At 73.0% G+C, this 24783-nt stretch carries 14 protein-coding genes, 1 tRNA gene and 1 rRNA gene; 12 read left to right on the top strand and 4 right to left on the bottom strand.

The annotated features are described in order from the left end of the window. Positions 1 to 102, top strand: a 5S ribosomal RNA gene (gene rrf / locus IE287_RS28465); the annotation flags it as partial. Positions 103 to 107: 5 nt separating this feature from the next. Next, positions 108 to 180 (top strand) — tRNA-Thr (locus IE287_RS28460). 124 nt (positions 181 to 304) lie between these two features. Here the strand turns inward: IE287_RS28460 and IE287_RS28455 are convergent. After that, a complete protein-coding gene (locus IE287_RS28455; RefSeq protein ID WP_189852079.1) occupies positions 305 to 2950 on the bottom strand; it encodes a SpoIIE family protein phosphatase in 2646 nt (881 codons plus the stop codon). 272 nt (positions 2951 to 3222) lie between these two features. Here IE287_RS28455 and IE287_RS28450 point away from each other — a divergent pair, with 272 nt between their 5' ends. The 10 genes from IE287_RS28450 (at position 3223) to IE287_RS28405 (ending at position 18209) form a co-directional block, all read left to right on the top strand. Next, positions 3223 to 8727 (top strand): HAMP domain-containing protein, encoded by a 5505-nt coding sequence (locus tag IE287_RS28450; RefSeq protein ID WP_189852078.1) that lies wholly within the window; start codon positions 3223 to 3225, stop codon positions 8725 to 8727. Positions 8728 to 9028: 301 nt separating this feature from the next. Then, positions 9029 to 9703, top strand: coding sequence for a response regulator (locus tag IE287_RS28445; protein WP_189852077.1), 675 nt, complete (start codon positions 9029 to 9031; stop codon positions 9701 to 9703). Between the two features lie 134 nt (positions 9704 to 9837). Next, the gene (locus IE287_RS28440) at positions 9838 to 12657 is read left to right on the top strand and encodes a DNA translocase FtsK (RefSeq protein WP_189852076.1); all 2820 of its coding nucleotides are present in this window, start codon (positions 9838 to 9840) and stop codon (positions 12655 to 12657) included. Positions 12658 to 12910: 253 nt separating this feature from the next. Then, a complete protein-coding gene (locus IE287_RS28435) occupies positions 12911 to 13732 on the top strand; it encodes a helix-turn-helix domain-containing protein (RefSeq protein WP_189852075.1) in 822 nt (273 codons plus the stop codon). Between the two features lie 95 nt (positions 13733 to 13827). Next, the gene (gene rimO, locus IE287_RS28430) at positions 13828 to 15315 is read left to right on the top strand and encodes a 30S ribosomal protein S12 methylthiotransferase RimO (protein WP_189852074.1); all 1488 of its coding nucleotides are present in this window, start codon (positions 13828 to 13830) and stop codon (positions 15313 to 15315) included. After that, the gene (gene pgsA, locus IE287_RS28425; RefSeq protein ID WP_189852073.1) at positions 15312 to 15986 is read left to right on the top strand and encodes a CDP-diacylglycerol--glycerol-3-phosphate 3-phosphatidyltransferase; all 675 of its coding nucleotides are present in this window, start codon (positions 15312 to 15314) and stop codon (positions 15984 to 15986) included. Before rimO ends, pgsA begins: the two co-directional genes overlap by 4 nt. Further along, positions 15983 to 16519: a CinA family protein gene (locus IE287_RS28420; RefSeq protein WP_189852072.1), complete on the top strand. Its 537-nt coding sequence runs from the start codon at positions 15983 to 15985 to the stop codon at positions 16517 to 16519. Before pgsA ends, IE287_RS28420 begins: the two co-directional genes overlap by 4 nt. A gap of 94 nt (positions 16520 to 16613) precedes the next feature. Beyond that, positions 16614 to 16997, top strand: coding sequence for a helix-turn-helix domain-containing protein (locus tag IE287_RS28415; RefSeq protein ID WP_189852071.1), 384 nt, complete (start codon positions 16614 to 16616; stop codon positions 16995 to 16997). A 240-nt stretch (positions 16998 to 17237) separates the two neighbouring features. Further along, positions 17238 to 17708, top strand: coding sequence for a Dps family protein (locus tag IE287_RS28410; protein ID WP_189852070.1), 471 nt, complete (start codon positions 17238 to 17240; stop codon positions 17706 to 17708). A gap of 231 nt (positions 17709 to 17939) precedes the next feature. Further along, the gene (locus IE287_RS28405) at positions 17940 to 18209 is read left to right on the top strand and encodes a hypothetical protein (protein ID WP_189852069.1); all 270 of its coding nucleotides are present in this window, start codon (positions 17940 to 17942) and stop codon (positions 18207 to 18209) included. On the opposite strand, the gene IE287_RS28400 is transcribed toward IE287_RS28405, so the two are convergent. From IE287_RS28400 to IE287_RS28390, 3 genes are all read right to left on the bottom strand, one after another. After that, positions 18157 to 18921: an SDR family NAD(P)-dependent oxidoreductase gene (locus IE287_RS28400; protein WP_189852068.1), complete on the bottom strand. Its 765-nt coding sequence runs from the start codon at positions 18919 to 18921 to the stop codon at positions 18157 to 18159. The genes IE287_RS28405 and IE287_RS28400 overlap by 53 nt on opposite strands. 32 nt (positions 18922 to 18953) lie before the next feature. After that, positions 18954 to 19805, bottom strand: a complete 852-nt coding sequence (locus IE287_RS28395; protein ID WP_189852067.1) for a DNA-formamidopyrimidine glycosylase family protein — start codon at positions 19803 to 19805, stop codon at positions 18954 to 18956. A 211-nt stretch (positions 19806 to 20016) separates the two neighbouring features. Continuing rightward, positions 20017 to 24663: an Lhr family ATP-dependent helicase gene (locus IE287_RS28390; protein WP_189852066.1), complete on the bottom strand. Its 4647-nt coding sequence runs from the start codon at positions 24661 to 24663 to the stop codon at positions 20017 to 20019. Between the last annotated feature and the right edge of the window lie 120 nt (positions 24664 to 24783).

Raw genomic sequence — 24783 nt, 5'->3', positions numbered from 1 at the left:
GTTAGGGAAACGCCCGGTTACATTCCGAACCCGGAAGCTAAGCCTTTCAGCGCCGATGGTACTGCAGGGGGGACCCTGTGGGAGAGTAGGACACCGCCGAACAACCCGCCCTTTTAGCTCAGTCGGTAGAGCGTCTCCATGGTAAGGAGAAGGTCAACGGTTCGATTCCGTTAAAGGGCTCAGAGAGAAGGCCCCCGCCATTGGCGGGGGCCTTCTTGCGTTTTCGGGGAGAAAAGAGGAACGGAGCCGGGACGGCGGCCGGCGGTCCCGTGGGAGGGAGGCCGGCCGTCGTGGTGGCGGCGTGTCAGCTGGGGTCCGGTTCCTGGAGGCGCATCGTGAGGATGGCCATGTCGTCCGAGGCCGGAGCCTGGGCGAAACGCTCCACGGCCCGGAGGATGCGGCCGCCGACCGCGCCGGCGGTCAGGCCCGTACACGTCTTCAGGGCGTCGGCGAGGCCGTCGTCGCCCAGCATGCGGGTCCCCTCACGGCGCTCCGTGACGCCGTCCGTGACACAGAGGAGGACGTCGCCGGGGTCGAGCGTGAAGGTCTCCTCGTACAGCTCCAGGTCCTCCATGACGCCCAGCAGCGGCTGGGGCTCGGCGGCCGGGGTGACCGTCCCGTCCGGGCGGAGGCGCAGCGGCAGCGGATGGCCGGCGCAGACCACCTTCAGGACGGCCGAGCCGCCCGGCTGCGGGCGCAGCTCCCCGTACAGAAGGGTCAGGAAGCGGCTGCGGGCGCCCTCGTCGAGGATCGCCGCGTTCAGGCGCTCCAGGACGGCCGGGCCGCCGAACCCCTCCCGGGCCAGCAGGCGCAGGGCGTGCCGGGCCAGGCCCGTGACGGCCGCGGCCTCCGGGCCCGTGCCGCAGACGTCGCCGATCGCGAAGCCGTACACGTCCTCGCTGATGGGGAAGACGTCGTAGAAGTCGCCGCCCACCTCGTTGCCCTCGCCGGCCGCCCGGTAGATCACGTCCACCTCGACGCCCGGGATCTTGGGGAGACCGGGCGGGAGGAGGCTGCGCTGGAGGGACTGGCTGATGGCGTTGCGCTCCGAGTACAGGCGCGCGTTGTCCAGGGCCAGGGCGGCCCGGCGCGAGAGGTCCTCGGCGAGCTCCAGGATCTCCTGGCGGAAGTGGTCCTCGGCCGGCCGGCCCAGGGTCAGCATGCCGATCACCCGGTTCCGGGCGACCAGCGGCAGCACGACCGTCTCGCCGGCGACCGCGCCGGCCGTGGCCAGGGTGCCGTCGATGCCGGAGGAGAGCGGGCTGCCCAGGTGCTCCAGCTCGCGGGCCGAGGCGGCCAGCGCGGCCCGGTGGGCGGCGTCGCCCGGGGCGGTCCAGAGCCGGGCGCCGGGCGACGGCACCGGGTCGGGCGGGGCGATCGAGCCGAGCAGGGCCTTCAGGCCGTCGATGCGGTCCTCGTCCTCGTGGAGCACGTACGAGAGGTACGGGTCCGAGGTCGGGTCGGCGATCGTGTAGACGGCGCACCAGGTGGCCAGGGTGGGGACCGTCATCTGGGCCATCAGGGCCAGGGTCTGGTCCCGGTCGAGGGTGCCGGCCAGCAGGTCGGAGGCCTCGACGAGGAAGCTGAGGGAGCCGCGGCGGAGGCGTTCGAGCTCGCCCAGACGGGCGGACTCGACGGCCAGGGCGATGCGGTCGGCGGCGAACTGGAGACGGAGGGCCTCGTCGTTCGAGTAGCGGTTCGAGGCCTCGGCGGCGACGCCGAGGGAGCCGGTGAGACGGCCCTCGACCTTCAGCGGCACCGTGACCACCGAGCGCATGCCGGTGCCCTCGAGGAGGGGCACGGCGCCGGGGACGGCGGCCAGGTCCTCGTGGACCGCGGGCATGCGGGCCGAGCCGTAACGGCTGGCGCCGGTCTCCACCGGGACGCGGGCGAAGCGCTGGCGGGCCGCCGGGAGGCCGGTCGTCGCCCGCACCTCCAGCTCCGTCTCGTCGTCCGTCGCCAGGAGGAGGAAGGCGGCGTCGCCGTCCAGCATGTCGCGGGCCCGCTCCACCGTGCGCTGCAGGAGGCCGTCCAGGTCGTCGGGGGCGGGGGAGCCGATGAAGACCTCGAAGGGGTCCGTGGCGCGGCTCTCCGCGCCCGGGTCGGCCGCCGGGCGCTGCGGGGTCTGCAGCACCGCGCGCTCGTCCTCCCGCACCAGGAGGCAGACCGTGGACGGCTCGCCCTCCGCGTCCCGGACCCGCAGGTGGGAGGCGTACACGGGGACGACGCGGCCGTCGGCGCAGCGGAGCCCGTAACTGCCCTCCCAGCGGGAGAGACGGAGGGCCTCGGCGAGACCGGTGCCGATGCCGGGGGTGTGCGGCCAGGCGGCGAGGTCGCCGAGCGGCTTGCCGGTGACCTGCTCGGGGGCGTACCCGAAGAGCTCCTCGGCGTCCTCGTTCCACGAGGTGATGGCGCCGCCCCGGTCGATCTGGACGACGGCGACGCGGACGCGGCTGTCGGCGACCGGGAGGAGCGCGTCGGGCAGCACCGGGCCCGCGGAACGGGTGCCGACCGGGCGCTGGGGGAGGTCGAGGTGGAACCAGACGTGCTTGCGGGTGGGGGAGTAGTCGACGCCCCAGCGGTCCGCGAGGGCGGCGCACAGGAGCAGGCCACGGCCGTTCTCCCGGTCGGGGCTCGCGAGGGTGCGGCCGCTCTGGACGGGGATCTCGCGCTCCGGATAGCGGTCGGCGACCTCGACCCGGACGCTGTCCTCGGAGCGCAGGCACAGGACGTCGGCGGCGGTGCCCGCGTGCACCACGGCGTTGGTGACCAGCTCGCTGGTGAGGACGACGGCGTCGTCCACGAGCTCCGGGTGGCCCCAGCCCTGGAGCGTGTCCCGGACGAAGGCCCGGGCGGCGGCGACGGACCGTCCGACGGGGTCGAAGGTGGCGGTCGCCCGCGCGGTGATCACAGCACTCCTCGTACGCGTCTCGACGCCCGGCTCCGCCATGCTCGGTCTGCCCCTCCCGCTGCCCGGTGGTTGGTCGTACGCGCTCCGCACCGCCCCCGCCGGGCGGACCGGGGCGGCTGGACAGCCGGATGCCAGGTTACTTACCTTCGCGGTCCCCGCGGATGCCGGTCTCCGCTGTTTCCGCCCTCCGGGGGCGGGGACGCTGTGCGAAGCTGCCGAACTGTTATCGCCTGGTTCGGTCGCGGTGAAACACTGGGCATGCTTCGGCGGGAGCCGGAGCGGAACGGTCGACCCCTTTCGGGAGGGACACGGTGGAGTCTGGCACGGCGGCGCGACGCGGTGGCGGCAGCGGCACGCGCGCGAGGGGCGGGCGTTCCCGTGGGGGGACGGTGCAGGTGGACGTGGCCGCGCTGGAGCGGCTGCTGTCCGCGCTCGTGTCCATGCGCGACGGCAATCTGCGGAGGCGGCTGACCGTCTCCGGCGACGGGGTGATGGCGGAGATCGCAGCCGTCTTCAACGAGGTCGCCGACCGGCAGATGCACGTCACCGGCGAGCTGTCGCGGGTGCGGCGGGTCGTCGGGCGCGAGGGCAAGCTGTCCGAGCGGCTGGAGGCGGGGACCACCGAAGGCGCCTGGGCCGCGGCGATCGAGGCGGCCAACGCGCTCGTCGACGACCTGGCGCGGCCGGTGTCCGAGGTGAGCCGGGTGCTGACGGCGGTCGCCGAGGGTGACCTCGAACAGCGCATGGACTTGCGTTCGGAGGGTTCGGACGGGACCGTGCGGCCGCTCCGCGGGGAGTTCCTCAAGGTCGCCCGGACCGTCAACCACCTCGTCGACCAGCTGTCGGTCTTCGCGTCCGAGGTGACGCGGGTCGCCGTCGAGGTGGGCACCGAGGGCATCCTCGGCGGGCAGGCGCACGTGCGGGGCGTGTCGGGGTCCTGGAAGGACCTCACGGACTCCGTCAACACGATGGCGAACCAGCTGACCGCCCAGGTGCGGGACATCGCGCTGGTGACGACGGCGGTGGCCAACGGCGACCTGTCGCAGAAGGTCACGGCGAACGTGGCCGGCGAGATGCTCTCGCTGAAGAACACCGTGAACACGATGGTGGACCAGCTGTCGTCCTTCTCCTCCGAGGTGACCCGGGTCGCCCGCGAGGTGGGCACCGAGGGCGAGCTCGGCGGTCAGGCGGAGGTGGCCGGGGTCGCCGGCGTGTGGAAGGACCTGACCGACTCCGTCAACACGATGGCGGGCAACCTCACCAATCAGGTGAGAGGGATCGCGGAGGTGACGACGGCGGTCGCCAACGGCGACCTGTCGCAGAAGGTCACCGTGAGCGCGCGCGGCGAGATCGCCCAACTCGCCGACACCATCAACCAGATGACGGAGACCCTGCGGACCTTCGCCGACGAGGTGACCCGGGTGTCCGGCGAGGTCGGCGCCGAGGGCCTGCTCGGCGGGCAGGCGCAGGTACCGGGCGCGGCGGGCACCTGGAAGGACCTGACGGACTCGGTCAACACCGTCTTCCGGAACATCACCACGCAGGTGCGGGACATCGCGCAGGTGACGACGGCGGTGGCCAACGGCGACCTGTCGCAGAAGGTCACCGTGGACGTGGCCGGCGAGATGCTGGAGCTGAAGAACACCGTCAACACCATGGTGGACCAGCTGTCCGCCTTCGGTTCCGAGGTGACCCGGGTGGCGCGGGAGGTCGGCGTCGAGGGCCGGCTCGGCGGCCAGGCGCAGGTCCAGGGCGCCGCCGGCACCTGGAAGGACCTCACCGACTCGGTGAACACGGCCTTCCACAACCTCACCGGTCAGGTGCGGGACATCGCGCAGGTGACGACGGCGGTGGCCAACGGCGACCTGTCGCAGAAGGTCACCGTGGACGTGGCCGGCGAGATGCTGGAGCTGAAGAACACCGTCAACACCATGGTGTCGCAGCTGTCGTCCTTCGCCGACCAGGTGACGCGGATGGCCCGGGACGTGGGCACCGAGGGACGGCTGGGCGGTCAGGCGCGGGTGGACGGGGTCTCCGGCCGCTGGCGCGAGCTGACCGACTCGGTGAACTTCATGGCGGGGAACCTCACGTCGCAGGTGCGGCAGATCGCCCAGGTGACGACGGCCGTGGCCCGCGGCGACCTGTCGCAGAAGATCGACGTGGACGCCCGGGGCGAGATCCTGGAGCTGAAGAACACCATCAACACGATGGTCGACCAGCTCTCCGCCTTCGCCGACCAGGTGACCCGGGTCGCCCGCGAGGTGGGCACCGAGGGGCGCCTCGGCGGGCAGGCGCAGGTGCCGGGCGTCGCCGGCGTGTGGCGCGACCTCACCGACTCGGTGAACAGCATGGCCGGGAACCTGACGGCCCAGGTGCGCAACATCGCCCAGGTCGCCACCGCGGTCGCCCGCGGCGACCTGTCGCAGACCATCGACGTGGACGCCCGGGGCGAGATCCTGGAGCTGAAGAACACCCTCAACACGATGGTGGACCAGCTGTCCTCCTTCGCCGACCAGGTGACCCGGGTCGCCCGCGAGGTGGGCACGGAGGGCATCCTGGGCGGCCAGGCCGAGGTGCAGGGGGTCTCCGGCACCTGGAAGGACCTGACCCAGTCGGTGAACTTCATGGCGAACAACCTGACCTTCCAGGTCCGGAACATCGCCGAGGTCACGACCGCCGTCGCCCGCGGCGACCTGTCGAAGAAGATCACCGTCGACGCCAAGGGCGAGATCCTGGAGCTCGTCACCACCGTCAACACGATGGTGGACCAGCTGTCGAACTTCGCCGACGAGGTGACCCGGGTGGCCCGCGAGGTGGGCACCGAGGGCATCCTCGGCGGGCAGGCGCGGGTGCGCGGGGTCACCGGCATCTGGAAGGACCTGAGCGACAACGTCAACCTGATGGCCAACAACCTGACCAGCCAGGTGCGGAACATCGCCCGGGTCTCCTCCGCGGTCGCCAACGGAGACCTGACGAAGAAGGTCACCGTCGAGGCCCGCGGCGAGGTCGCCGAGCTCGCCGAGACCGTCAACACGATGGTGACGACGCTGTCCTCGTTCGCCGACGAGGTGACCCGGGTGGCCCGCGAGGTGGGCACCGAGGGGATCCTCGGCGGCCAGGCGCGGGTGCCGGGCGGTTCGGGCACCTGGAAGGACCTCACCGACTCGGTGAACAGCATGGCCGACAACCTCACCGGCCAGGTGCGGCAGATCGCCGCGGTCACCACCGCCATCGCCAAGGGCGACCTCACCAAGAAGATCGACATCGAGGCCCGGGGCGAGATCCAGGAGCTGAAGAACACCATCAACACGATGGTCGACCAGCTGTCGAACTTCGCCGAGGAGGTCACCCGCGTCGCCCGCGAGGTGGGCACCGACGGGCAGCTGGGCGGTCAGGCGCGCGTCCGGGACGTCGAGGGCACCTGGAGCGACCTCACGCTCTCCGTGAACGAGATGGCGGGGAACCTCACCCGGCAGGTGCGGGCCATCGCGGCCGTCGCCACCGCGGTGACCCGCGGCGACCTCAACGTCAAGATCGACGGTGTGGACGCGGCCGGTGAGATCCAGGCGCTCCAGGAGAACATCAACACGATGATCGCCAACCTGCGCGACACCACCCTCGCCAACGACGAGCAGGACTGGCTCAAGTCGAACCTGGCCCGCATCTCCGGCCTCATGCAGGGCCGCCGGGACCTCGACGACGTCGCCTCGCTCATCATGAGCGAGCTCACCCCGGTGGTCTCCGCCCAGCACGGCGCCTTCTTCGTGGCGACGCCGGTCGGCTCCGCCAACCACGACACCGAACTCGTCGGCGAGGGCGACGGCTCGTACGAGCTGCGCATGCGCGGGAGCTACGGCTACTCGGCCGGCTCCATGCCGACCTCCTTCCGTCCCGGCGAGACCCTCATCGGGACGGCGGCGGAGGAGAAGCGGACCATCCAGGTCAACGTGCCGCCGGGCTACCTGAAGATCTCGTCCGGGCTCGGCGAGGCCTCGCCCGCGCACGTGATCGTGCTGCCGGTGCTCTTCGAGGGCAAGGTCCTCGGCGTCATCGAGCTGGCCTCCTTCCAGCCGTTCACGCAGATCCAGCGGGACTTCCTCAACCAGATCGCCGAGCTGATCGCGACCACGGTCAACACCATCAGCGTCAACACCAAGACCGAGGTGCTGCTCCAGCAGTCGCAGGAGCTGACCGAGCAGCTCAAGGAGCGCTCGGCCGAGCTGGAGCACCGGCAGAAGGAGCTGCAGGACTCCAACGCCGAGCTGGAGGACAAGGCCGAACTGCTGGCCCGCCAGAACCGCGACATCGAGGTCAAGAACACCGAGATCGAGGAGGCCCGGCAGGTCCTGGAGGAGCGCGCCGAACAGCTCGCCGTCTCCATGCGCTACAAGTCGGAGTTCCTCGCCAACATGTCGCACGAGCTGCGCACGCCGCTCAACTCGCTGCTCATCCTGGCCAAGCTGCTCGCGGACAACGCGGAGACCAACCTCACCCCGAAGCAGGTGGAGTTCGCCGAGACCATCCACGGCGCCGGCTCCGACCTGCTCCAGCTGATCAACGACATCCTCGACCTGTCGAAGGTCGAGGCGGGCAAGATGGACGTCTCGCCGACCCGGATCGCCCTCGTCCAGCTGGTCGACTACGTGGAGGCGACCTTCCGGCCCCTCACCGCGGAGAAGGGCCTGGACTTCTCGGTCCGGGTCTCGCCCGAACTGCCCGCCACCCTCCACACCGACGAGCAGCGGCTCCTGCAGGTGCTGCGCAACCTGCTCTCCAACGCGGTGAAGTTCACCGACTCCGGCGCGGTCGAGCTGGTGATCCGGCCGGCCGGCGCGGACGTGCCGCAGTCCATCCGGGAGCAGCTCCTGGAGGCGGGTTCGCTGCGGGACGCCGACGCCGACCTGATCGCCTTCTCGGTCACCGACACCGGCATCGGCATCGCGGCCAGCAAGATGCGGGTCATCTTCGAGGCGTTCAAGCAGGCCGACGGCACCACCAGCCGCAAGTACGGCGGCACGGGCCTCGGCCTGTCGATCAGCCGGGAGATCGCCCGTCTGCTCGGCGGCGAGATCTTCGCGGTGAGCGAGCCCGGGCGCGGTTCCACCTTCACGCTGTACCTGCCGCTGAACCCGACCGAGGTGCCGCAGCCCGGATACGGGCCGGGCGAGGCGGACGAGCCGGGCCAGGGGGCCGAGGAGGGGCCGGCCGGGCAGGCCTTCCCGCACTTCCCGCCCGCTCCCGTACGGAGCGAGACGCGGTCCGGTGCGCTCTTCCGGCACCGGCGCAAGGCGGGGCCCGCGGCCGAGACGCCGGATCCGGCCGGCGCGGCCGGGTCCCGGGGCGCGGTGCCCGGGCAGCCCGGCCCGCAGGGGCAGCCGGACGACCTCGGGGAGACCGGGGGCGCGGAGGAGGCACCGCAGCCGCGGCGCACCTTCTCCTTCTCCGGGGAGAAGGTCCTCATCGTCGACGACGACATCCGGAACGTCTTCGCGCTCACCAGCGTGCTGGAGCAGCACGGGCTCGCGGTGCTGTACGCGGAGAACGGGCGGGAGGGGATCGAGGTCCTGGAGCAGAACGACGACGTGACGGTCGTTCTGATGGACATCATGATGCCGGAGATGGACGGGTACGCGACGACGACGGCGATCCGGCGGATGCCGCAGTTCGCCGGGCTGCCGATCATCGCGCTCACCGCGAAGGCGATGAAGGGGGACCGGGAGAAGGCGATCGAGTCGGGCGCCTCCGACTACGTCACCAAGCCCGTCGACCCGGACTACCTGCTGTCCGTCATGGAGCAGTGGATGCGGGGCGCGTGACGGCCCGCCGTCCGGCGCCGGAGTCCGTGCGGGCCCGGCACCGGACGGCGTACCCGTGCCGTCGGCGTGTGAGACCTGCCGGAACGGGGAACCTTCTCGACCCGCGCCCCGTTTCCGAACTGTGCACAGTGACATCACGGTGACAGGGTGTGGCGACGTGCGGGGTGCGGCTACGATGACCGGCACAAGGACGGACGGCACCAGGAAGCCGTCCTCCGGGGCGGCGCCCGGTGCTTCCCCCGGTTCCGGCAGCGGTTCCGGAAACCGGGTCGAGCCGTTGCCGGGACGAGGAGGACGGGGCATGGTGCAGAAGGCCAAGATCCTCCTGGTCGATGACCGGCCGGAGAATCTGCTGGCGCTGGAGGCCATTCTCTCCGCGCTCGATCAGACGCTGGTGCGGGCATCGTCCGGGGAGGAAGCGCTCAAGGCGCTGCTGACGGACGACTTCGCGGTCATCCTGCTCGACGTCCAGATGCCCGGCATGGACGGCTTCGAGACCGCCGCGCACATCAAGCGGCGCGAGCGGACCCGGGACATCCCGATCATCTTCCTCACCGCGATCAACCACGGCCCGCACCACACCTTCCGCGGGTACGCGGCCGGCGCGGTCGACTACATCTCCAAGCCGTTCGACCCGTGGGTGCTGCGCGCGAAGGTCTCGGTCTTCGTCGAGCTCTACATGAAGAACTGCAAGCTGCGCGAGCAGGCCGCCCTGCTGCGGCTCCAGCTGGAGGGCGGCGGCGAGGGCGGTCAGGGCAAGGAGGCCGCGGGGCTGCTCGCCGAGCTGTCCGCCCGGCTCGCCGCCGTCGAGGAGCAGGCCGAGGCGCTGTCCAAGCAGCTCGACGACGAGTCGGCCGACGCGGCCGCCGTCGCCACCGCCGCCCACCTGGAGCGGAAGCTCACCGGGCTGCGGCGGGCGCTGGACGCGCTGGAGCCGGGCACCGGCGGAGCGGCCTCGCTGCCCGCGCAGGGCTGAGGCCGCGACGCGGGCCCGGTCCGCCGCCGCGCGACGCCCGGATCGCATGACCGTTCGTCAGCTTCCCGCCGGGGCAAGGGCGACACGTTCGGGTGAGGCGGACAGCCCGGCCGCTCACCGGTAACCTCAGCACCATGGCTTCACGTACGTCCGGCAAGGGTTCCCAGGGCACCGCACCATCGCGCGCCGGCCGGACGTCGGGGGCCGCGAAGAAAGCGGCCGCCAAGTCCACGGCGAAGTCCCCGGGCAAGCCGCCCGCGAAGAAGGCGGCGGCCAAGAAGGCCGCGCCCGCCAAGCGGGCGCCCGCGAAGAGGGCCGCGGCGAAGCGGCCCGCCGCCCGGCCCGCGCCGTCGCCGACCGGAGGCGTGTACAAGGTGGCGCGCGGTGCCGCGCACGGCGTCGGCGCGATGTTCCGGGGCATAGGACGGGGTGCCAAGGGGCTCGACCCCGCCCACCGCAAGGACGGGCTGGCCCTGCTGCTGCTCGCCGCCGCGCTGATCGTCGCCGCGGGCACCTGGTCCCATCTGGACAACCCGGTCGGCGACCTCGTCGAGATGCTGGTCACCGGTGCCTTCGGCCGGCTCGACCTGCTCGTGCCGCTGCTGCTCGGCGCCATCTCCTTCCGGCTCTTCTGCTATCCGGAGCGGCCGGAGGCCAACGGCCGGATCGTCATCGGGCTCTCCGCCCTGGTCATCGGGGTCCTCGGACAGGTCCACATCGCCTGCGGCTCGCCCGGGCGGGACGCCGGCTCCGAGGCGATGCAGGACGCGGGCGGGCTGATCGGCTGGGCCTCCTCCCAGCCGCTGGTCTTCATGACGGGGGAGGCGCTGGCCGTCCCGCTGCTGGTGCTGCTCACCCTCTTCGGCCTCCTCGTGGTGACCGCCACCCCGGTCAACGCCATCCCGCAGCGGCTGCGCGCGCTCGGCGTCCGGCTCGGCCTCCTCGAACCCGCCTACGAGGAGCCTGCCGAGGAGCCGTACGCGGACCACGGGCCGTACGAGGACGACCGGCACGAGCCGCCGCGCGCCGCCCGGCCGGTGCGGCGGCGCACCGGCGGCCCGGCCGATCCGTACGACGTGGACCGGGTCGAGGCGGAGGCGCTGCGGCGGCGCGGGCGCACCGCCCGGCCGCGGACGGAGGCGCCGGGCCACGAGCACGGCCTGGACCCGGTGGACGTGGCCGCCGCGGCGGCGGCCGCGCTCGACGGTGCGGTGCTGAACGGCATGCCGCCGTCGCCGCTGGTCGCCGACCTGACCAGGGACGTGACCGCCGAGCGGGCCGCGGCCCGCGCCGAGGGGGCCGGCGGGGAGACGGACGAGGCCGGCGGGCCGGTACCGCCCCGGCCGAAGACGCCGCCGAACGTGCCGACGGCGCGGGGCGCGGACAAGCGGGCGGCCGGCGGTTCCGTACCGGATCTGACCAAGCCGGCGCCGGAGCCGACGGACCTGCCGGCCCGGGCCGAGCAGCTCCAGCTGTCCGGCGACATCACCTACGCGCTGCCGTCCCTGGACCTGCTGGAGCGGGGCGGGCCGGGCAAGACGCGGTCGGCGGCGAACGACGTCGTGGTGGACGCGCTGTCGAACGTGTTCGGCGAGTTCAAGGTGGACGCGGCGGTCACCGGTTTCACCCGCGGCCCGACGGTCACCCGGTACGAGGTCGAGCTCGGGCCCGCCGTGAAGGTCGAGAAGATCACCGCGCTGACGAAGAACATCGCCTACGCGGTGGCCTCGCCGGACGTGCGGATCATCTCGCCGATCCCGGGCAAGTCGGCCGTCGGCATCGAGATCCCGAACTCCGACCGCGAGATGGTCAACCTCGGCGACGTGCTGCGGCTCGCGGACGGCGACGACGACCATCCGATGCTGGTCGCGCTCGGCAAGGACGTCGAGGGCGGCTACGTGATGGCCAACCTGGCGAAGATGCCGCACATCCTCGTCGCGGGCGCCACCGGCTCCGGCAAGTCCTCCTGCATCAACTGCCTCATCACCTCGGTGATGATCCGGGCGACCCCCGAGGACGTCCGGATGGTCCTCGTCGACCCCAAGCGGGTCGAGCTGACCGCCTACGAGGGCATCCCGCACCTGATCACGCCGATCATCACCAACCCCAAGCGGGCCGCCGAGGCCCTCCAGTGGGTGGTGCGCGAGATGGACCTGCGCTACGACGACCTGGCCGCCTTCGGCTTCCGGCACATCGACGACTTCAACCAGGCGATCCGGGACGGCAAGGTGCAGCTGCCGCCCGGCAGCGAGCGGGAGCTGAAGACCTACCCGTACCTCCTGGTGATCGTCGACGAGCTCGCCGACCTGATGATGGTCGCCCCCCGGGACGTCGAGGACGCCATCGTCCGCATCACCCAGCTGGCCCGCGCGGCCGGCATCCACCTGGTGCTCGCCACCCAGCGGCCCTCGGTGGACGTCGTCACGGGCCTGATCAAGGCGAACGTGCCGTCCCGGCTCGCCTTCGCCACCTCCTCGCTCGCCGACAGCCGGGTCATCCTCGACCAGCCCGGCGCCGAGAAGCTCATCGGCAAGGGCGACGGCCTCTTCCTGCCGATGGGCGCGAACAAGCCGGTCCGCATGCAGGGCGCCTTCGTCACCGAGGCCGAGGTCGCGGGCGTGGTGCAGCACTGCAAGGACCAGATGACGCCGGTCTTCCGCGACGACGTCACCGTCGGCAGCAAGCAGAAGAAGGAGATCGACGAGGAGATCGGCGACGACCTCGATCTGCTGTGCCAGGCGGCCGAGCTGGTCGTGTCGACCCAGTTCGGCTCCACGTCGATGCTCCAGCGGAAGCTGCGGGTGGGCTTCGCCAAGGCCGGCCGGCTGATGGACCTGATGGAGTCGAGGAACATCGTGGGCCCGAGCGAGGGCTCCAAGGCGAGGGACGTGCTTGTCAAGCCGGACGAGCTGGACGGGGTGCTCGCGGTGATCCGCGGCGAGTCGGAGGAGTAACCGGGGCGGGCGCGTGGGGCGGCCGGCGCGGGGTACCCGTTCGAGACCGGGCCGAGACTCACTCGTAAGGGAATCGGGGGCAACCGTTTCCCCTGGCCGAACGTCAAGTTGGACGGAGGGACAGAAGGATGTCCTCTCCTCGTGATGTACAGCCTCATGGCGTACAAACCGCACCCGCCCGGTTGCCCCACCCTTTCGTACCACCCATAGACTGAACGTCCAGCAGGTGGCTACACGCTCGAAAGGCGCTCTCGTGTCCATCGGCAACTCCCCCGAAGACGACCGGACGTTCCCGTCAGACGACCGGGAACCGATCGGTCGCACCCTTCAGCAGGCCCGCATCGCCGCAGGTCTCAGCGTCGAAGAGGTCAGCGCCTCCACCCGTGTCCGGATCCCGATCGTGCACGGCATCGAGGAGGACGACTTCTCGCGCTGTGGCGGCGACGTCTACGCGCGCGGTCACATCCGCACGCTCGCGCGTGCGGTCGGCCTCGATCCGGCACCGCTGATCGAGCGGTACGACGCCGACCACGGCGGGCGTCCCGCGCCCACCCCGGCGGCCCCGCTCTTCGAGGCGGAACGTATCCGCCCCGAGCCCCGGCGGCCCAACTGGACCGCGGCCATGGTCGCGGCGATCGTCGCCGTCGTCGGCTTCGTCGGCTTCACGATGTTCAACGGCGCCGAGCAGCCCAAGGGCAGCACGGCCGCCGAGGGCGGTCCGGCGCCCGCCCCGGAGAAGGCGACCGCCGCCGCCAAGCCCAAGCCGGTCAAGCCCGCGCCGAAGCCGACGGAGAGCGCCATCGCGGCCGTCCCGGCGGACAAGGTCACGGTCAAGCTCACCGCCGACGGCAAGAGCTGGATCTCGGCCAAGGCCTCCGACGGCAAGATGCTCTTCGACGGCTTCCTCCAGGAAGGCGACACCAAGACCTTCCAGGACGACGCCCAGGTCGACCTCGTCCTCGGCAACGCGGGCGCGATCGAGCTGTACGTGAACGGCAAGAAGGTCTCCGAGAAGTTCGAGGACGGCCAGGTGGAGCGTCTGAGCTACACCAAGGGCGACCCCGAGGCCGGCTGACCGCGGAGAGTGACCGACGGGTCCGGTGTGACCTCCGTCGCGCAGGTGAACCCTGAGCGACGGGGTCACGTCCGGGACGAAGTAGTCTTGAGCCCATGCCCGAACGCCGTACCGTCGCCCTTGTCACTCTCGGATGCGCCCGTAACGAGGTGGACTCGGAGGAGCTCGCAGGCCGCTTGGCAGCGGACGGCTGGGAGCTCGTCGAGAACGCCGAGGAAGCGGACGTCGCCGTCGTCAACACCTGCGGCTTCGTCGAAGCCGCCAAGAAGGACTCCGTCGACGCCCTGCTCGAAGCCAATGACCTGAAGGACCACGGCCGCACCCAGGCCGTCGTCGCCGTCGGCTGCATGGCCGAGCGCTACGGCAAGGAGCTGGCCGAGGCCCTCCCCGAAGCGGACGGCGTCCTCGGCTTCGACGACTACGCCGACATCTCCAACCGCCTCCAGACCATCCTCAACGGTGGCAGCGTCGAGGCGCACACCCCGCGCGACCGGCGCAAGCTCCTCCCGCTCTCCCCGGTGGACCGCCAGCAGGCCGCCGCCGAGGTCGCCCTTCCGGGGCACGGGGCCGCCGAGGAGCCGCAGGACGTCCCGAGCGACCTGCCCGAGGGCCTCGCGCCCGCCTCCGGGCCGCGCGCCCCGCTTCGCCGCCGCCTCGACCGCAGCCCCGTCGCCTCCGTGAAGCTGGCCTCCGGCTGCGACCGCCGCTGCTCCTTCTGCGCCATCCCGTCCTTCCGCGGCAGCTTCGTCTCCCGCCGGCCCTCGGACGTGCTCAACGAGACCCGCTGGCTCGCCGAGCAGGGCGTCAAGGAGATCATGCTGGTCTCCGAGAACAACACCTCGTACGGCAAGGACCTCGGCGACATCCGCCTCCTGGAGGGCCTGCTGCCGGAGCTCGCCGCCGTCGACGGCATCGAGCGCGTCCGGGTCAGCTACCTCCAGCCGGCCGAGATGCGCCCCGGCCTGATCGACGTGCTGACCTCCACCGACAAGGTCGTGCCCTACTTCGACCTGTCGTTCCAGCACAGCGCCCCCGACGTGCTGCGCGCCATGCGCCGCTTCGGCGACACCGACCGCTTCCTCGACCTGCTCGCGACCATCCGCGAGAAGGCCCCGACGGCCGGCGCCCGCTCCAACTTCATCGTCGGCTTCCCGGGGGAGACCGAGGCCGACTTCGCCGAGCTGGAACGCTTCATCACCCACGCCCGGCTCGATGCCATCGGCGTCTTCGGCTACTCCGACGAGGACGGCACCGAGGCCGCCACGTACGAGCACAAGCTCGACCAGGAGGTCGTGGACGCCCGCCTGGCCCACCTCTCCCGGCTCGCCGAGGAGCTCACCGCGCAGCGCGCGGAGGAGCGGATCGGAGAGATGCTGGAAGTCCTGGTGGAGACCGAGGACGAGGAGGACGGCTGGATCGGCCGCGCCGCCCACCAGGCCCCGGAGACGGACGGACAGGTGTACCTCGTCGACGGTGGTGGCGTGGGATCCGACCTGGCTCCGGGCCGTATGGTCAGGGCGAAGGTCGTGAGCACCGAGGGCGTGGACCTCGTGGCGGAGTGTGTCGAGGAGGTGGGCAGATGACCGGAGTCCCGGCATCCGCGACGGGCGGGTCCGGAAGGCCGGCGCCCCGCGGCAAGCTGGGCTCTGCGGCCGTGAACCGCGTCAGCGTGTGGAACATCGCCAACATCCTCACCATGATCCGGCTCGTCCTCGTGCCGGCCTTCGTGGTGCTGCTCCTCCAGGACGGCGGACACGATCCGGTCTGGCGGGCCTGGGCGTGGGCGGCGTTCGCCGTCGCCATGATCACGGACGTCTTCGACGGACATCTGGCCCGCACGTACAACCTGGTCACCGACTTCGGGAAGATCGCCGACCCGATCGCGGACAAGGCGATCATGGCTGCCGGCCTGATCTGTCTCTCCGCCCTCGGCGACCTGCCCTGGTGGGTGACGGCGGTGATCCTGGCGCGCGAGCTGGGGATCACGCTGATGCGCTTCTGGGTGATCCGGCACGCGGTGATCCCGGCCAGCCGGGGCGGCAAGCTGAAGACGCTGGCCCAGGGCACGGCGGTCGGCATGTACGTGCTGATGCTCACCGGCCCGCTGGCGACGCTGCGCTTCTGGGTGATGGCGGTGGCCGTCGTGCTGACCGTCGTCACCGGTCTGGATTATGTGCGACAGGCGGTCGTCCTGCGGCGCAGGGGGCTGGCGGCCGAGCGGGCCGCGGCCCGCGAGGAGGCGGCGGCGCGATGAGCGCGGCGGCCCGGGTCCTCGCGCTCCTGGTGGAGCGCGGCCAGACGGTGGCCGCCGCCGAGTCGCTGACCGGGGGGTTGGTGGCCGCCGAGCTGACCTGGGTGCCGGGCGCGTCCCGGGCCTTCCTCGGTTCGGTGACGGCCTACGCGACCCCCCTCAAGCACGAGCTGCTGGGGGTGGACGCCGGTCTGCTGCGGGAGCGCGGGGCGGTGGATCCCGAGGTCGCGGTGCAGATGGCACGGGGTGTGCGGGACCGGCTGGGCGCCGACTGGGGAGTGGCGACGACCGGCGTCGCGGGGCCCGATCCCCAGGACGGGCAGCCGGTCGGGACCGTCTACGTGGCGGTCGCGGGACCGGCCACGACAGGCGCCGCGGCCGGGAAAGTGGTCTCGTTGAGATTGAACGGCGACCGCGCGGAAATCCGTAGAGAGAGTGTGCGGAGCGTCCTGGAACTGCTCCTCGAGGAACTCTCGGAGAATGCGCGGGCACAGGATACGGAACAGAACGGGGGGAATGGATGTTTGCAGCCCTGAGTGAACACGACATCGCTCCCCGCACGGCCGCGGCGCGAGGCGGTACGGTGGGGCGTGAAGGATGCGGCTACGCGGTCCGAGGAGGGAGCCACCGATGATTCTGCTCCGTCGCCTGCTGGGTGACGTGCTGCGTCGGCAGCGCCAGCGCCAGGGCCGTACTCTGCGCGAAGTCTCCTCGTCCGCCCGAGTCTCGCTCGGCTATCTCTCCGAGGTGGAGCGGGGGCAGAAGGAGGCTTCCTCCGAGCTGCTCTCCGCGATCTGCGACGCGCTGGACGTACGGATGTCCGAGCTCATGCGCGAAGTGAGCGACGAGCTGTCGCTGGCCGAACTGGCCGAGTCGGCAGCTTCGAGCGAACCGGTGCCGGCGCCGGTCCGTCCGATGCTCAATTCGGTGTCGGTGACGTCGGTGGCCGGTGTGTCCACCGAGCGGGTGACCATCAAGGCGCCCGCTGAGGCCGTGGACGTCGTCGCCGCCTGAACCCGAACGGGTCGAAGCCCCGGTCGGTGCCCCTCGTGGGGTGCCGGTCGGGGCTTCGTCGTGGGGGCGGCCCGCGAGGTGCCGGTCGTGCCTCCGTCGCGCGGTGCCGGCCGGGCTTCGTCCTGGGGGCGGTCGGCGGATTCTCGTCGGGGCACCGCTTCCTGCCGCTTTGTTTGAGATGCCGGATTCCGGACAGGCGTGCCATGGTGGGGGATACGTACGACTGGTTGGAGATTCCGCATGTCTGTCGTGAAGAGCTCGCTGTCCGAGACCGACCTCAAGACGGTCGGCAACGCCCTCCAGGGCGCCCTGGTCGACCTCGTCGACCTGGCACTGGTCGCCAAGCAGGTGCACTGGAACGTCGTCGGGCCGCGCTTCCGCTCCGTCCACCTGCAGCTGGACGAGGTGGTCGACACCGCCAGGCTGCACTCCGACACCGTGGCCGAGCGGGCCTCGGCGCTCGGGGTCAACCCGGACGGGCGGGCGTCGACGGTGGCCTCCGGCAGTGCGATCGGCACGGTGCCGGAGGGCTGGATCAAGGACGCGGACGCCGTGCGGATCCTCGTGACCTCGCTCGGCGCCGTCATCACCCGGATGCGGGAACGGGTCGAGGCCACCGGGGACCCCGACCCCGTCAGCCAGGACATCCTCATCTCCCTCACCGCCGACCTCGAGAAGCACAGCTGGATGTTCCAGGCCGAGAGCGCCTAGGCGGGTCGGGTGGCGATACGGGAGAAACGGGGCGAGCGCGGGGTCGGGCACCGGGGCGAGCAGGGCTGCGGGGTGCGCGCGGGAGCGCGCCGGGGCGGCCCCGAGGGCGCCCGGTGTCCCGCACGCGGGAGCGTCCGCCGGATCGCGCGCGGGGTGCGCGCCGGAGCTGACACCGGTACGCCCTCCCGCAGGGTGATCCTGCCGGTCTAGCGTCGAGCGCAGGAGGCGGCCATGGTACGGCGACGGGTTCCGCTGGTGACGCTCACGCTGATCGCGGTCGGGCTGGTGGCCGGGGGGCTCTGGTGGTGGGCGGTGCTGCGCCTGCTGCTGTTTCCGGGGGAATCCGGACCGGTCGAGGGGGCGGTGGCCGCGGGCGGCTGGGGGCTGAGCCTGCTGCCGGTGCACGTGGCCGCCTCCTCGCGGCCGGTCCTCCTCACCCGGGACCGCGTCACCAGGGCATGGCGACGCCGCCGTTCGGACGCAGGATCTGCCCCGTCGTGAACGAGGAGGCGTCGCAGGCGAGATGGAGGACCGCGTGCGCGATGTCCTCGGGCTCGCCGACCCGCCGCAGCGGCGAGTGACGGGCCATCGCCGCCTCGGCCCGCTCCTGCGCCGCGGGTTCGTGGCGGTCCGTCATCGGGGTGCGGACCCAGCCCGGCGCGACCGCGTTCACCCGGATGCCGTGCGGGCCCACCTCGACCGCGAGCGTCTTGGTGAGCTGGACGACGGCCGCCTTGGCGACGCTGTAGCAGAGCAGTCCGGGGCTCGCGGTGTCCATCGCGCCCGAGGCCATGGTGACGATCGACCCCCGGGTGCCGGAGGCGATCATCGAACGGGCCGCCTCCTGGCAGGCGTGGAGCACGCCCTTGAAGTTCACGGCGAGGACGCGGTCGAGGTCCTCCTCGCGGGTCTCCAGGACCGAGCTGGTGTGCATGATCCCGGCGACCGCCGCCATCACGTGGAGGGGGCCGGCCGCGTCCACGGCGGCGCCGAACGCGGACCGGTCGGTCACGTCGAGGGGGTGGACGCGGGCCGTGCCGCCCTCGCCGGCGATCAGGGCGGCCGTCTCCTCCAGGCCCGGTTCGTCCCGGTCCGCCAGATGGAGGGTCGCGCCCGCCCGGGCGAGGAGGACGGCGCCGGCGCGGCCGATGCCGCTCGCGGCGCCCGTCACGAACGCGGTGCGGCCGGTGAGGTCGTACGCCGAGAGGCTCATGGGGGGACCGTACGACCGGATCTGACGGACCGTCAATCCTGGGGGCGGCGGGGATCCCCGGAGCCTTCGTGCCGGGGGCGGCGGGGATCCGGGGAGTCTCCGCGGGGGCCCCGCTGGCAGGCCGGACACCAGTAGGTGACCCGGTCGCCCAGCTCCGCCCTGCGGACGGCGGCGCCGCAGCGCAGACACGGGCGGCCCTCGCGGCCGTAGACGTGCAGCGGGGTGCCGGGTCGGCGGACGGTCGTGGTCCGCCGGTCCGGACGGTCCTTGTTCGCCTCCAGCAGGCGGTGGGCGGTCGCCACCAGACGGGGCGGGACCTCCGGCGCCAGCTCGCCGACCGGGAGCCAGGGGGTGACGGCCGCGAGGAAGGCCAGCTCCGACTTGTAGACGTTCCCGATCCCGGCCAGGACGCGCTGGTCGAGCAGGACCTCGCCGAGCGGGCGGGACGGGTCGGCGAGGAGACGCCGGACCGCCTCCTCCGGATCCCAGTCCGGGCCCAGCAGGTCCGGGCCGAGATGGCCCACCACCCGGGACTCCTCGGCCGTGCGGATCAGCTCCAGGACCGGCAGGCGATAGCCGTACGCGGTGGACCGCTCGTTCCCGAGGACGGCGCGGATCTGGTGCTCCGGGCCGCCCCGCGGACGCTCCCCGGTCGGGTACACCCTCCACGCCCCGTCCATCCGCAGGTGGGAGTGGAGGGTCAGCCCGCCCTCGATGCGGGTCAGGAGGTGCTTGCCGCGCGGGGTGACGTCCAGCACCGTGCGGCCGGTGAGGTCGGCCGTCGCGAACCGGGGCACCCGCAGGTCCGCGCGGGTCAGCACCCGCCCGGCCAGCGCCTCGTCCAGCCGGTGGGCCGCCTGCCAGACGGTGTCTCCTTCGGGCATGGGGCCATGATGCCGGGTCGCCGGGCCGGGTGGGGTGGTCGGCGATCTGGTGAGTGGTCGTCGGGCCGGGTGGGTGGTTGCCGGGCCGGGGGTGGTTGCCGGGTTGGGCGGGTGGTCGGTGACCGGGTGGGTGGTCGTCGGGCCGGGTGGGTGGTTGCCGGGCCGGGCGGGTGGTCGGCGGCCGGGTGGGTGGCCGGCGACCGGGCGGGTGTCAGGCGCGGAGGCGGAGCCCGCGCGGGGTGGCGACGAAACCGGCCGACTCCAGGGAGCGGGCCAGGGGCGAGGTGAGGGCCGTCGCGCCGTTGATCCGCTCCACCGTGACCGTGCCCAGCACGCCCGCCCGCGCCGCCTCGGCCAGGGACCCGGCCGCCGCCGCCAGGGCCGGGTCGTCCGGCTCCGCCGGCCAGGACAGCACCGACTTGCCGCCGCGCTCCACGTACAGCGTCAGCTCGCCGTCGACCAGGACCACCAGGGCACCCGCCTTGCGGCCCGGCTTGTGACCGGCTCCGTCCGGCGGCTCCGGCCACGGCAGGGCCGCCCCGTACGCGTTCGCAGGGTCGGCGGCGGCCAGCACCACCGCACGGGGACCCGTGCCCGCCTCGACGCCCCTGTCCCGGGCGGTCGCCGCCGCCCGCAGCCGGTCCACCGCCCCGTCCATGGCGAACTGGGCCGCGCCGAGACCCTCCACCACATAGCCGCGCCGGGCCTGCCCGCTGTCCTCGAAGGCGGACAGGATCCGGTAGACCGCGGAGAAACCGCCCTCGACGCCCTCGGCGGCCACGGCGCCGCGGGTCACCACGCCGTGCCGGTCCAGGAGGGTGCGGGCCAGCGCGTGCGCCCGGTGCGTCGGATCGGGCTCCACCGGCGGCAGCAGCGCCCAGCGGCCCGAGACCGTCGGCGGGCCCGACCGCGAGACCGGACGGGTCGTGCCCAGGGAGCCGAACCGGCCGCGCGGCATCGTGCGACGCGCCCGGTGGGCGGTCGAACCGGCCGTACGGCCCGAACCCAGCAGGGCGCGCAGCGGCGCCAGGGTGTCATTGGTGAGCCGGCCCGACCACGCCAGCTCCCACAGGGCGTCGGCGAGCTGCGGGTCGGTGACGTCCGGATGGGTGGTGATCCGGACCTGGTCGGCGATCTGCCGGAAGAACAGGCCGTACCCGCCGGACAGGGCCGTCAGGACCGACTCGTGGAGCGCGGTGAGCTCCAGCGGGTGCGCCGGCGGCAGCAGCAGCGGGGCCGCGTCCGCGAGGTGCAGCGAGATCCAGCCGTCCTTGCCGGGCAGCGAGCCCGCCCCCGCCCAGACCACCTCGCCCGTGGTGGTCAGCTCGTCCAGCATCGCCGGGGAGTAGTCCCGGACCCGCGACGGCAGGACCAGCTTCTCCAGGGCCGACGCCGGCACCGGCGCGCCCTGGAGCTGCTCCACGGCACGGGCCAGTCCGTCGATCCCCCGCAGGCTGCTGCCGCCCAGGTGCTGCCACTGGGGCAGGAAGGTGGCCAGGGCCGCCGGGGGCACCGGCTCCAGCTCCTGCCGCAGGGCGGCCAGGGAGCGGCGCCGCAGCCGGCGCAGGACGGTCGCGTCGCACCACTCCTGGCCGATGCCCGAGGGGTGGAACTCGCCCTGCACGACCCGGCCGGACGCGGCGAGGCGCTGGAGGGCGCCGTCGGTGACGGCGGTGCCGAGACCGAAGCGGGCGGCGGCCCGCGAGGAGGTGAAGGGGCCGTGGGTGCGGGCGTACCGGGCGAGGAGGTCGCCCAGCGGGTCCTTGACGGGCTCGGTGAAGGCCTCGGGGACGCCGACCGGGAGCGCCGTGCCGAGAGCGTCCCGCAGCCGGCCCGCGTCCTCGATCGCCGCCCAGTGCGCGGTGCCCGCGATCCGCACCTCGATCGCGCGGCGGGACCGGGCCAGCTCCCGGACCCACTCCGGCCCGGCGCCGCGCGCCGCCAGCTCCTCGTCGGTCAGTGGCCCCAGGATCCGCAGCAGGTCCGCGACGCCCTCGGGGTCCTTGACCCGCCGGTCCTCGGTGAGCCACCGGAGCTCCCGCTCCAGCTCGGCCAGCACCTCCGGGTCGAGCAGCTCGCGCAGCTCCGCCTGGCCCAGCAGCTCGGCGAGGAGCCGGGAGTCCAGCGAGAGCGCGGCGGCCCGGCGCTCGGCCAGCGGAGAGTCGCCCTCGTACAGGAACTGCGCCACGTAGCCGAAGAGCAGGGAGCGGGCGAAGGGCGACGGCTCGGGGGTGGTGACCTCGACGAGGCGCACCCGGCGGGCCTCGATGTCGCCCATCAGCTCGGTCAGCCCGGGGACGTCGAAGACGTCCTGGAGGCACTCGCGGACGGCCTCCAGGACGATCGGGAAGGAGCCGAACTCGCTCGCCACCTGGAGCAGTTGCGCGGCCCGCTGCCGCTGCTGCCAGAGCGGGGTCCGCTTCCCCGGGTTCCGCTTCGGCAGGAGCAGGGCCCGGGCGGCGCACTCGCGGAAGCGCGAGGCGAACAGCGCGGAGCCGCCCACCTGCTCGGTCACGACCTGCGCGACCTCGCCCTTGTCGAAGACCGCGTCCGCCGCGCCGACCGGCGCCTGGTCGGCGTCGTACACCGTGTCCTGGTGGCGGCCCGGGTCGACCGGCGCGTGGTCCAGCAGGTCGAGCCCCATGTCGAGGCCCATCAGGTCGGCGTCCGGCAGGCGCAGCACGATGCCGTCGTCCGCGTGCATCACCTGCGCGTCCATGCCGTACCGCTCGGCGAGCCGGGCGCCCAGCGCCAGCGCCCACGGCGCGTGCACCTGTGCGCCGAACGGTGAGTGGACGACGACCCGCCAGTCGCCCAGCTCGTCGCGGAAGCGCTCCACCAGGATCGTCCGGTCGTCCGGCACGTGTCCGCAGGCCTCGCGCTGCTCCTTCAGGTACGCCAGGACGTTGTCCGCCGCCCAGCCGTCCAGGCCCGCCGCGAGCAGCCGCAGCCGGGCGTCCTCCTCGCCGAGCGCGCCCAGCTCGCGCAGGAACGCGCCCACCGCGCGGCCCAGTTCGAGCGGGCGGCCCAGCTGGTCGCCCTTCCAGAACGGCAGCCGGCCCGGGACCCCGGGCGCCGGGGACACCAGGACCCGGTCGCGGGTGATGTCCTCGATCCGCCAGGACGTGGTGCCCAGCGTGAAGACGTCGCCGACCCGCGACTCGTACACCATCTCCTCGTCGAGCTCGCCGACCCGGCCGCCGCCCTTCTTCGGGTCCGCCCCGGCCAGGAAGACCCCGAACAGGCCCCGGTCCGGGATGGTGCCGCCGGAGGTGACCGCGAGCCGCTGCGCGCCCGGGCGTCCGGTCACCGTGCCCGCGATCCGATCCCACACCACGCGCGGGCGCAACTCGGCGAAGGCGTCCGAGGGATACCGGCCCGCGAGCATGTCGAGGACGCCGGTGAAGGCCGACTCCGGGAGGGAGGCGAAGGGGGCGGCCCGGCGCACCACCGCCAGCAGGTCGTCGGCCTGCCAGGTGTCGAGGGCGACCATCGCGACCAGCTGCTGGGCCAGCACGTCCAGCGGATTGGCCGGGATCCGCAGCGACTCGATGGACCCCGACCGCATCCGCTCGGTGACCACCGCCGCCTGCACCAGGTCGCCCCGGTACTTCGGGAACACCACGCCCGTGGAGACCGCGCCGACCTGGTGCCCGGCGCGGCCCACGCGCTGGAGCCCGGAGGCCACCGAGGGCGGCGACTCGACCTGGACGACCAGGTCGACCGCGCCCATGTCGATGCCCAGCTCCAGGCTGGACGTGGCGACCACGGCGGGCAGCCGGCCCGCCTTCAGGTCCTCCTCGACCCGGGCGCGCTGCTCCTTGGAGACCGAGCCGTGGTGGGCCCGGGCGAGCAGCGGCGGCGCGCCCTTCGCGGCCCCCGACTGGGCCATGACCTCGGCCGGCGGGGCCCCCTCGGGAAGGGGCTCGCCGGTCGCCCGCTCGTAGGCGATCTCGTTCAGCCGGTTGCACAGCCGCTCGGCGAGGCGCCGGGAGTTGGCGAAGACGATGGTGGAGCGGTGGGACTGGACGAGGTCGGCGATCCGCTCCTCGACGTGCGGCCAGATCGACGGCCGGTCCCCGCCGTCCCTGCCCTCGGAGGCGGGGGAGCCGCCCAGCTCGCCCATGTCCTCCACGGGCACCACGACGGAGAGGTCGAACTCCTTGCCCGACGGCGGCTGCACGATCTCCACCTGGCGGCCGGGGGAGAGGAAGCGGGCGACCTCGTCGACCGGGCGGACCGTGGCCGACAGGCCGATCCGGCGCGCGGGGCGGGGCAGCAGCTCGTCGAGCCGCTCCAGGGTGAGGGCCAGGTGCGCGCCCCGCTTGGTGCCGGCGACCGCGTGGACCTCGTCCAGGATGACCGTCTCGATCCCGGACAGCGCCTCCCGGGCGGCCGAGGTCAGCATCAGGAAGAGCGACTCGGGGGTGGTGATCAGGATGTCCGGCGGCTTGGCGGCGAGCGAGCGGCGCTCGGCGGCGGGGGTGTCGCCGGAGCGGATGCCGACCCGCACGTCCGGCTCGGGCAGCCCGAGCCGGACCGACTCCTGGCGGATGCCGGTCAGGGGCGAGCGGAGATTCCGCTCCACGTCCACCGCGAGGGCCTTCAGCGGGGAGACGTACAGCACCCGGCAGCGCTTCTTCGGGTCGGCCGGGGCGGGCGCGGACGCCAGCCGGTCCAGGGAGGCGAGGAAGGCGGCCAGGGTCTTGCCCGAGCCGGTCGGCGCCACGACGAGCGCGTCCGAGCCCGCGCCGATGGCCCGCCAGGCGCCCTCCTGGGCGGCGGTGGGCGCGGTGAACGCGCCGGTGAACCACCCTCGGGTGGCCGGGGAGAAGTCTTCGAGCGCGGACGTGACCATGCCTCCCATCGTGCACCCCGCCACCGACAACCGCCGTGACCTGTGGACAACCGGGCCGCGCCCCCGCTCGGACCTGTGGACACCGGTCGTCGCCGGGCGCGGCGCGGGCGCAGAATGGAG

It is taken from the genome of Streptomyces omiyaensis (genome assembly GCF_014650895.1).
Lineage (GTDB): Bacteria > Actinomycetota > Actinomycetes > Streptomycetales > Streptomycetaceae > Streptomyces > Streptomyces omiyaensis.
This window is presented reverse-complemented; position numbering and strand designations above follow the sequence as displayed.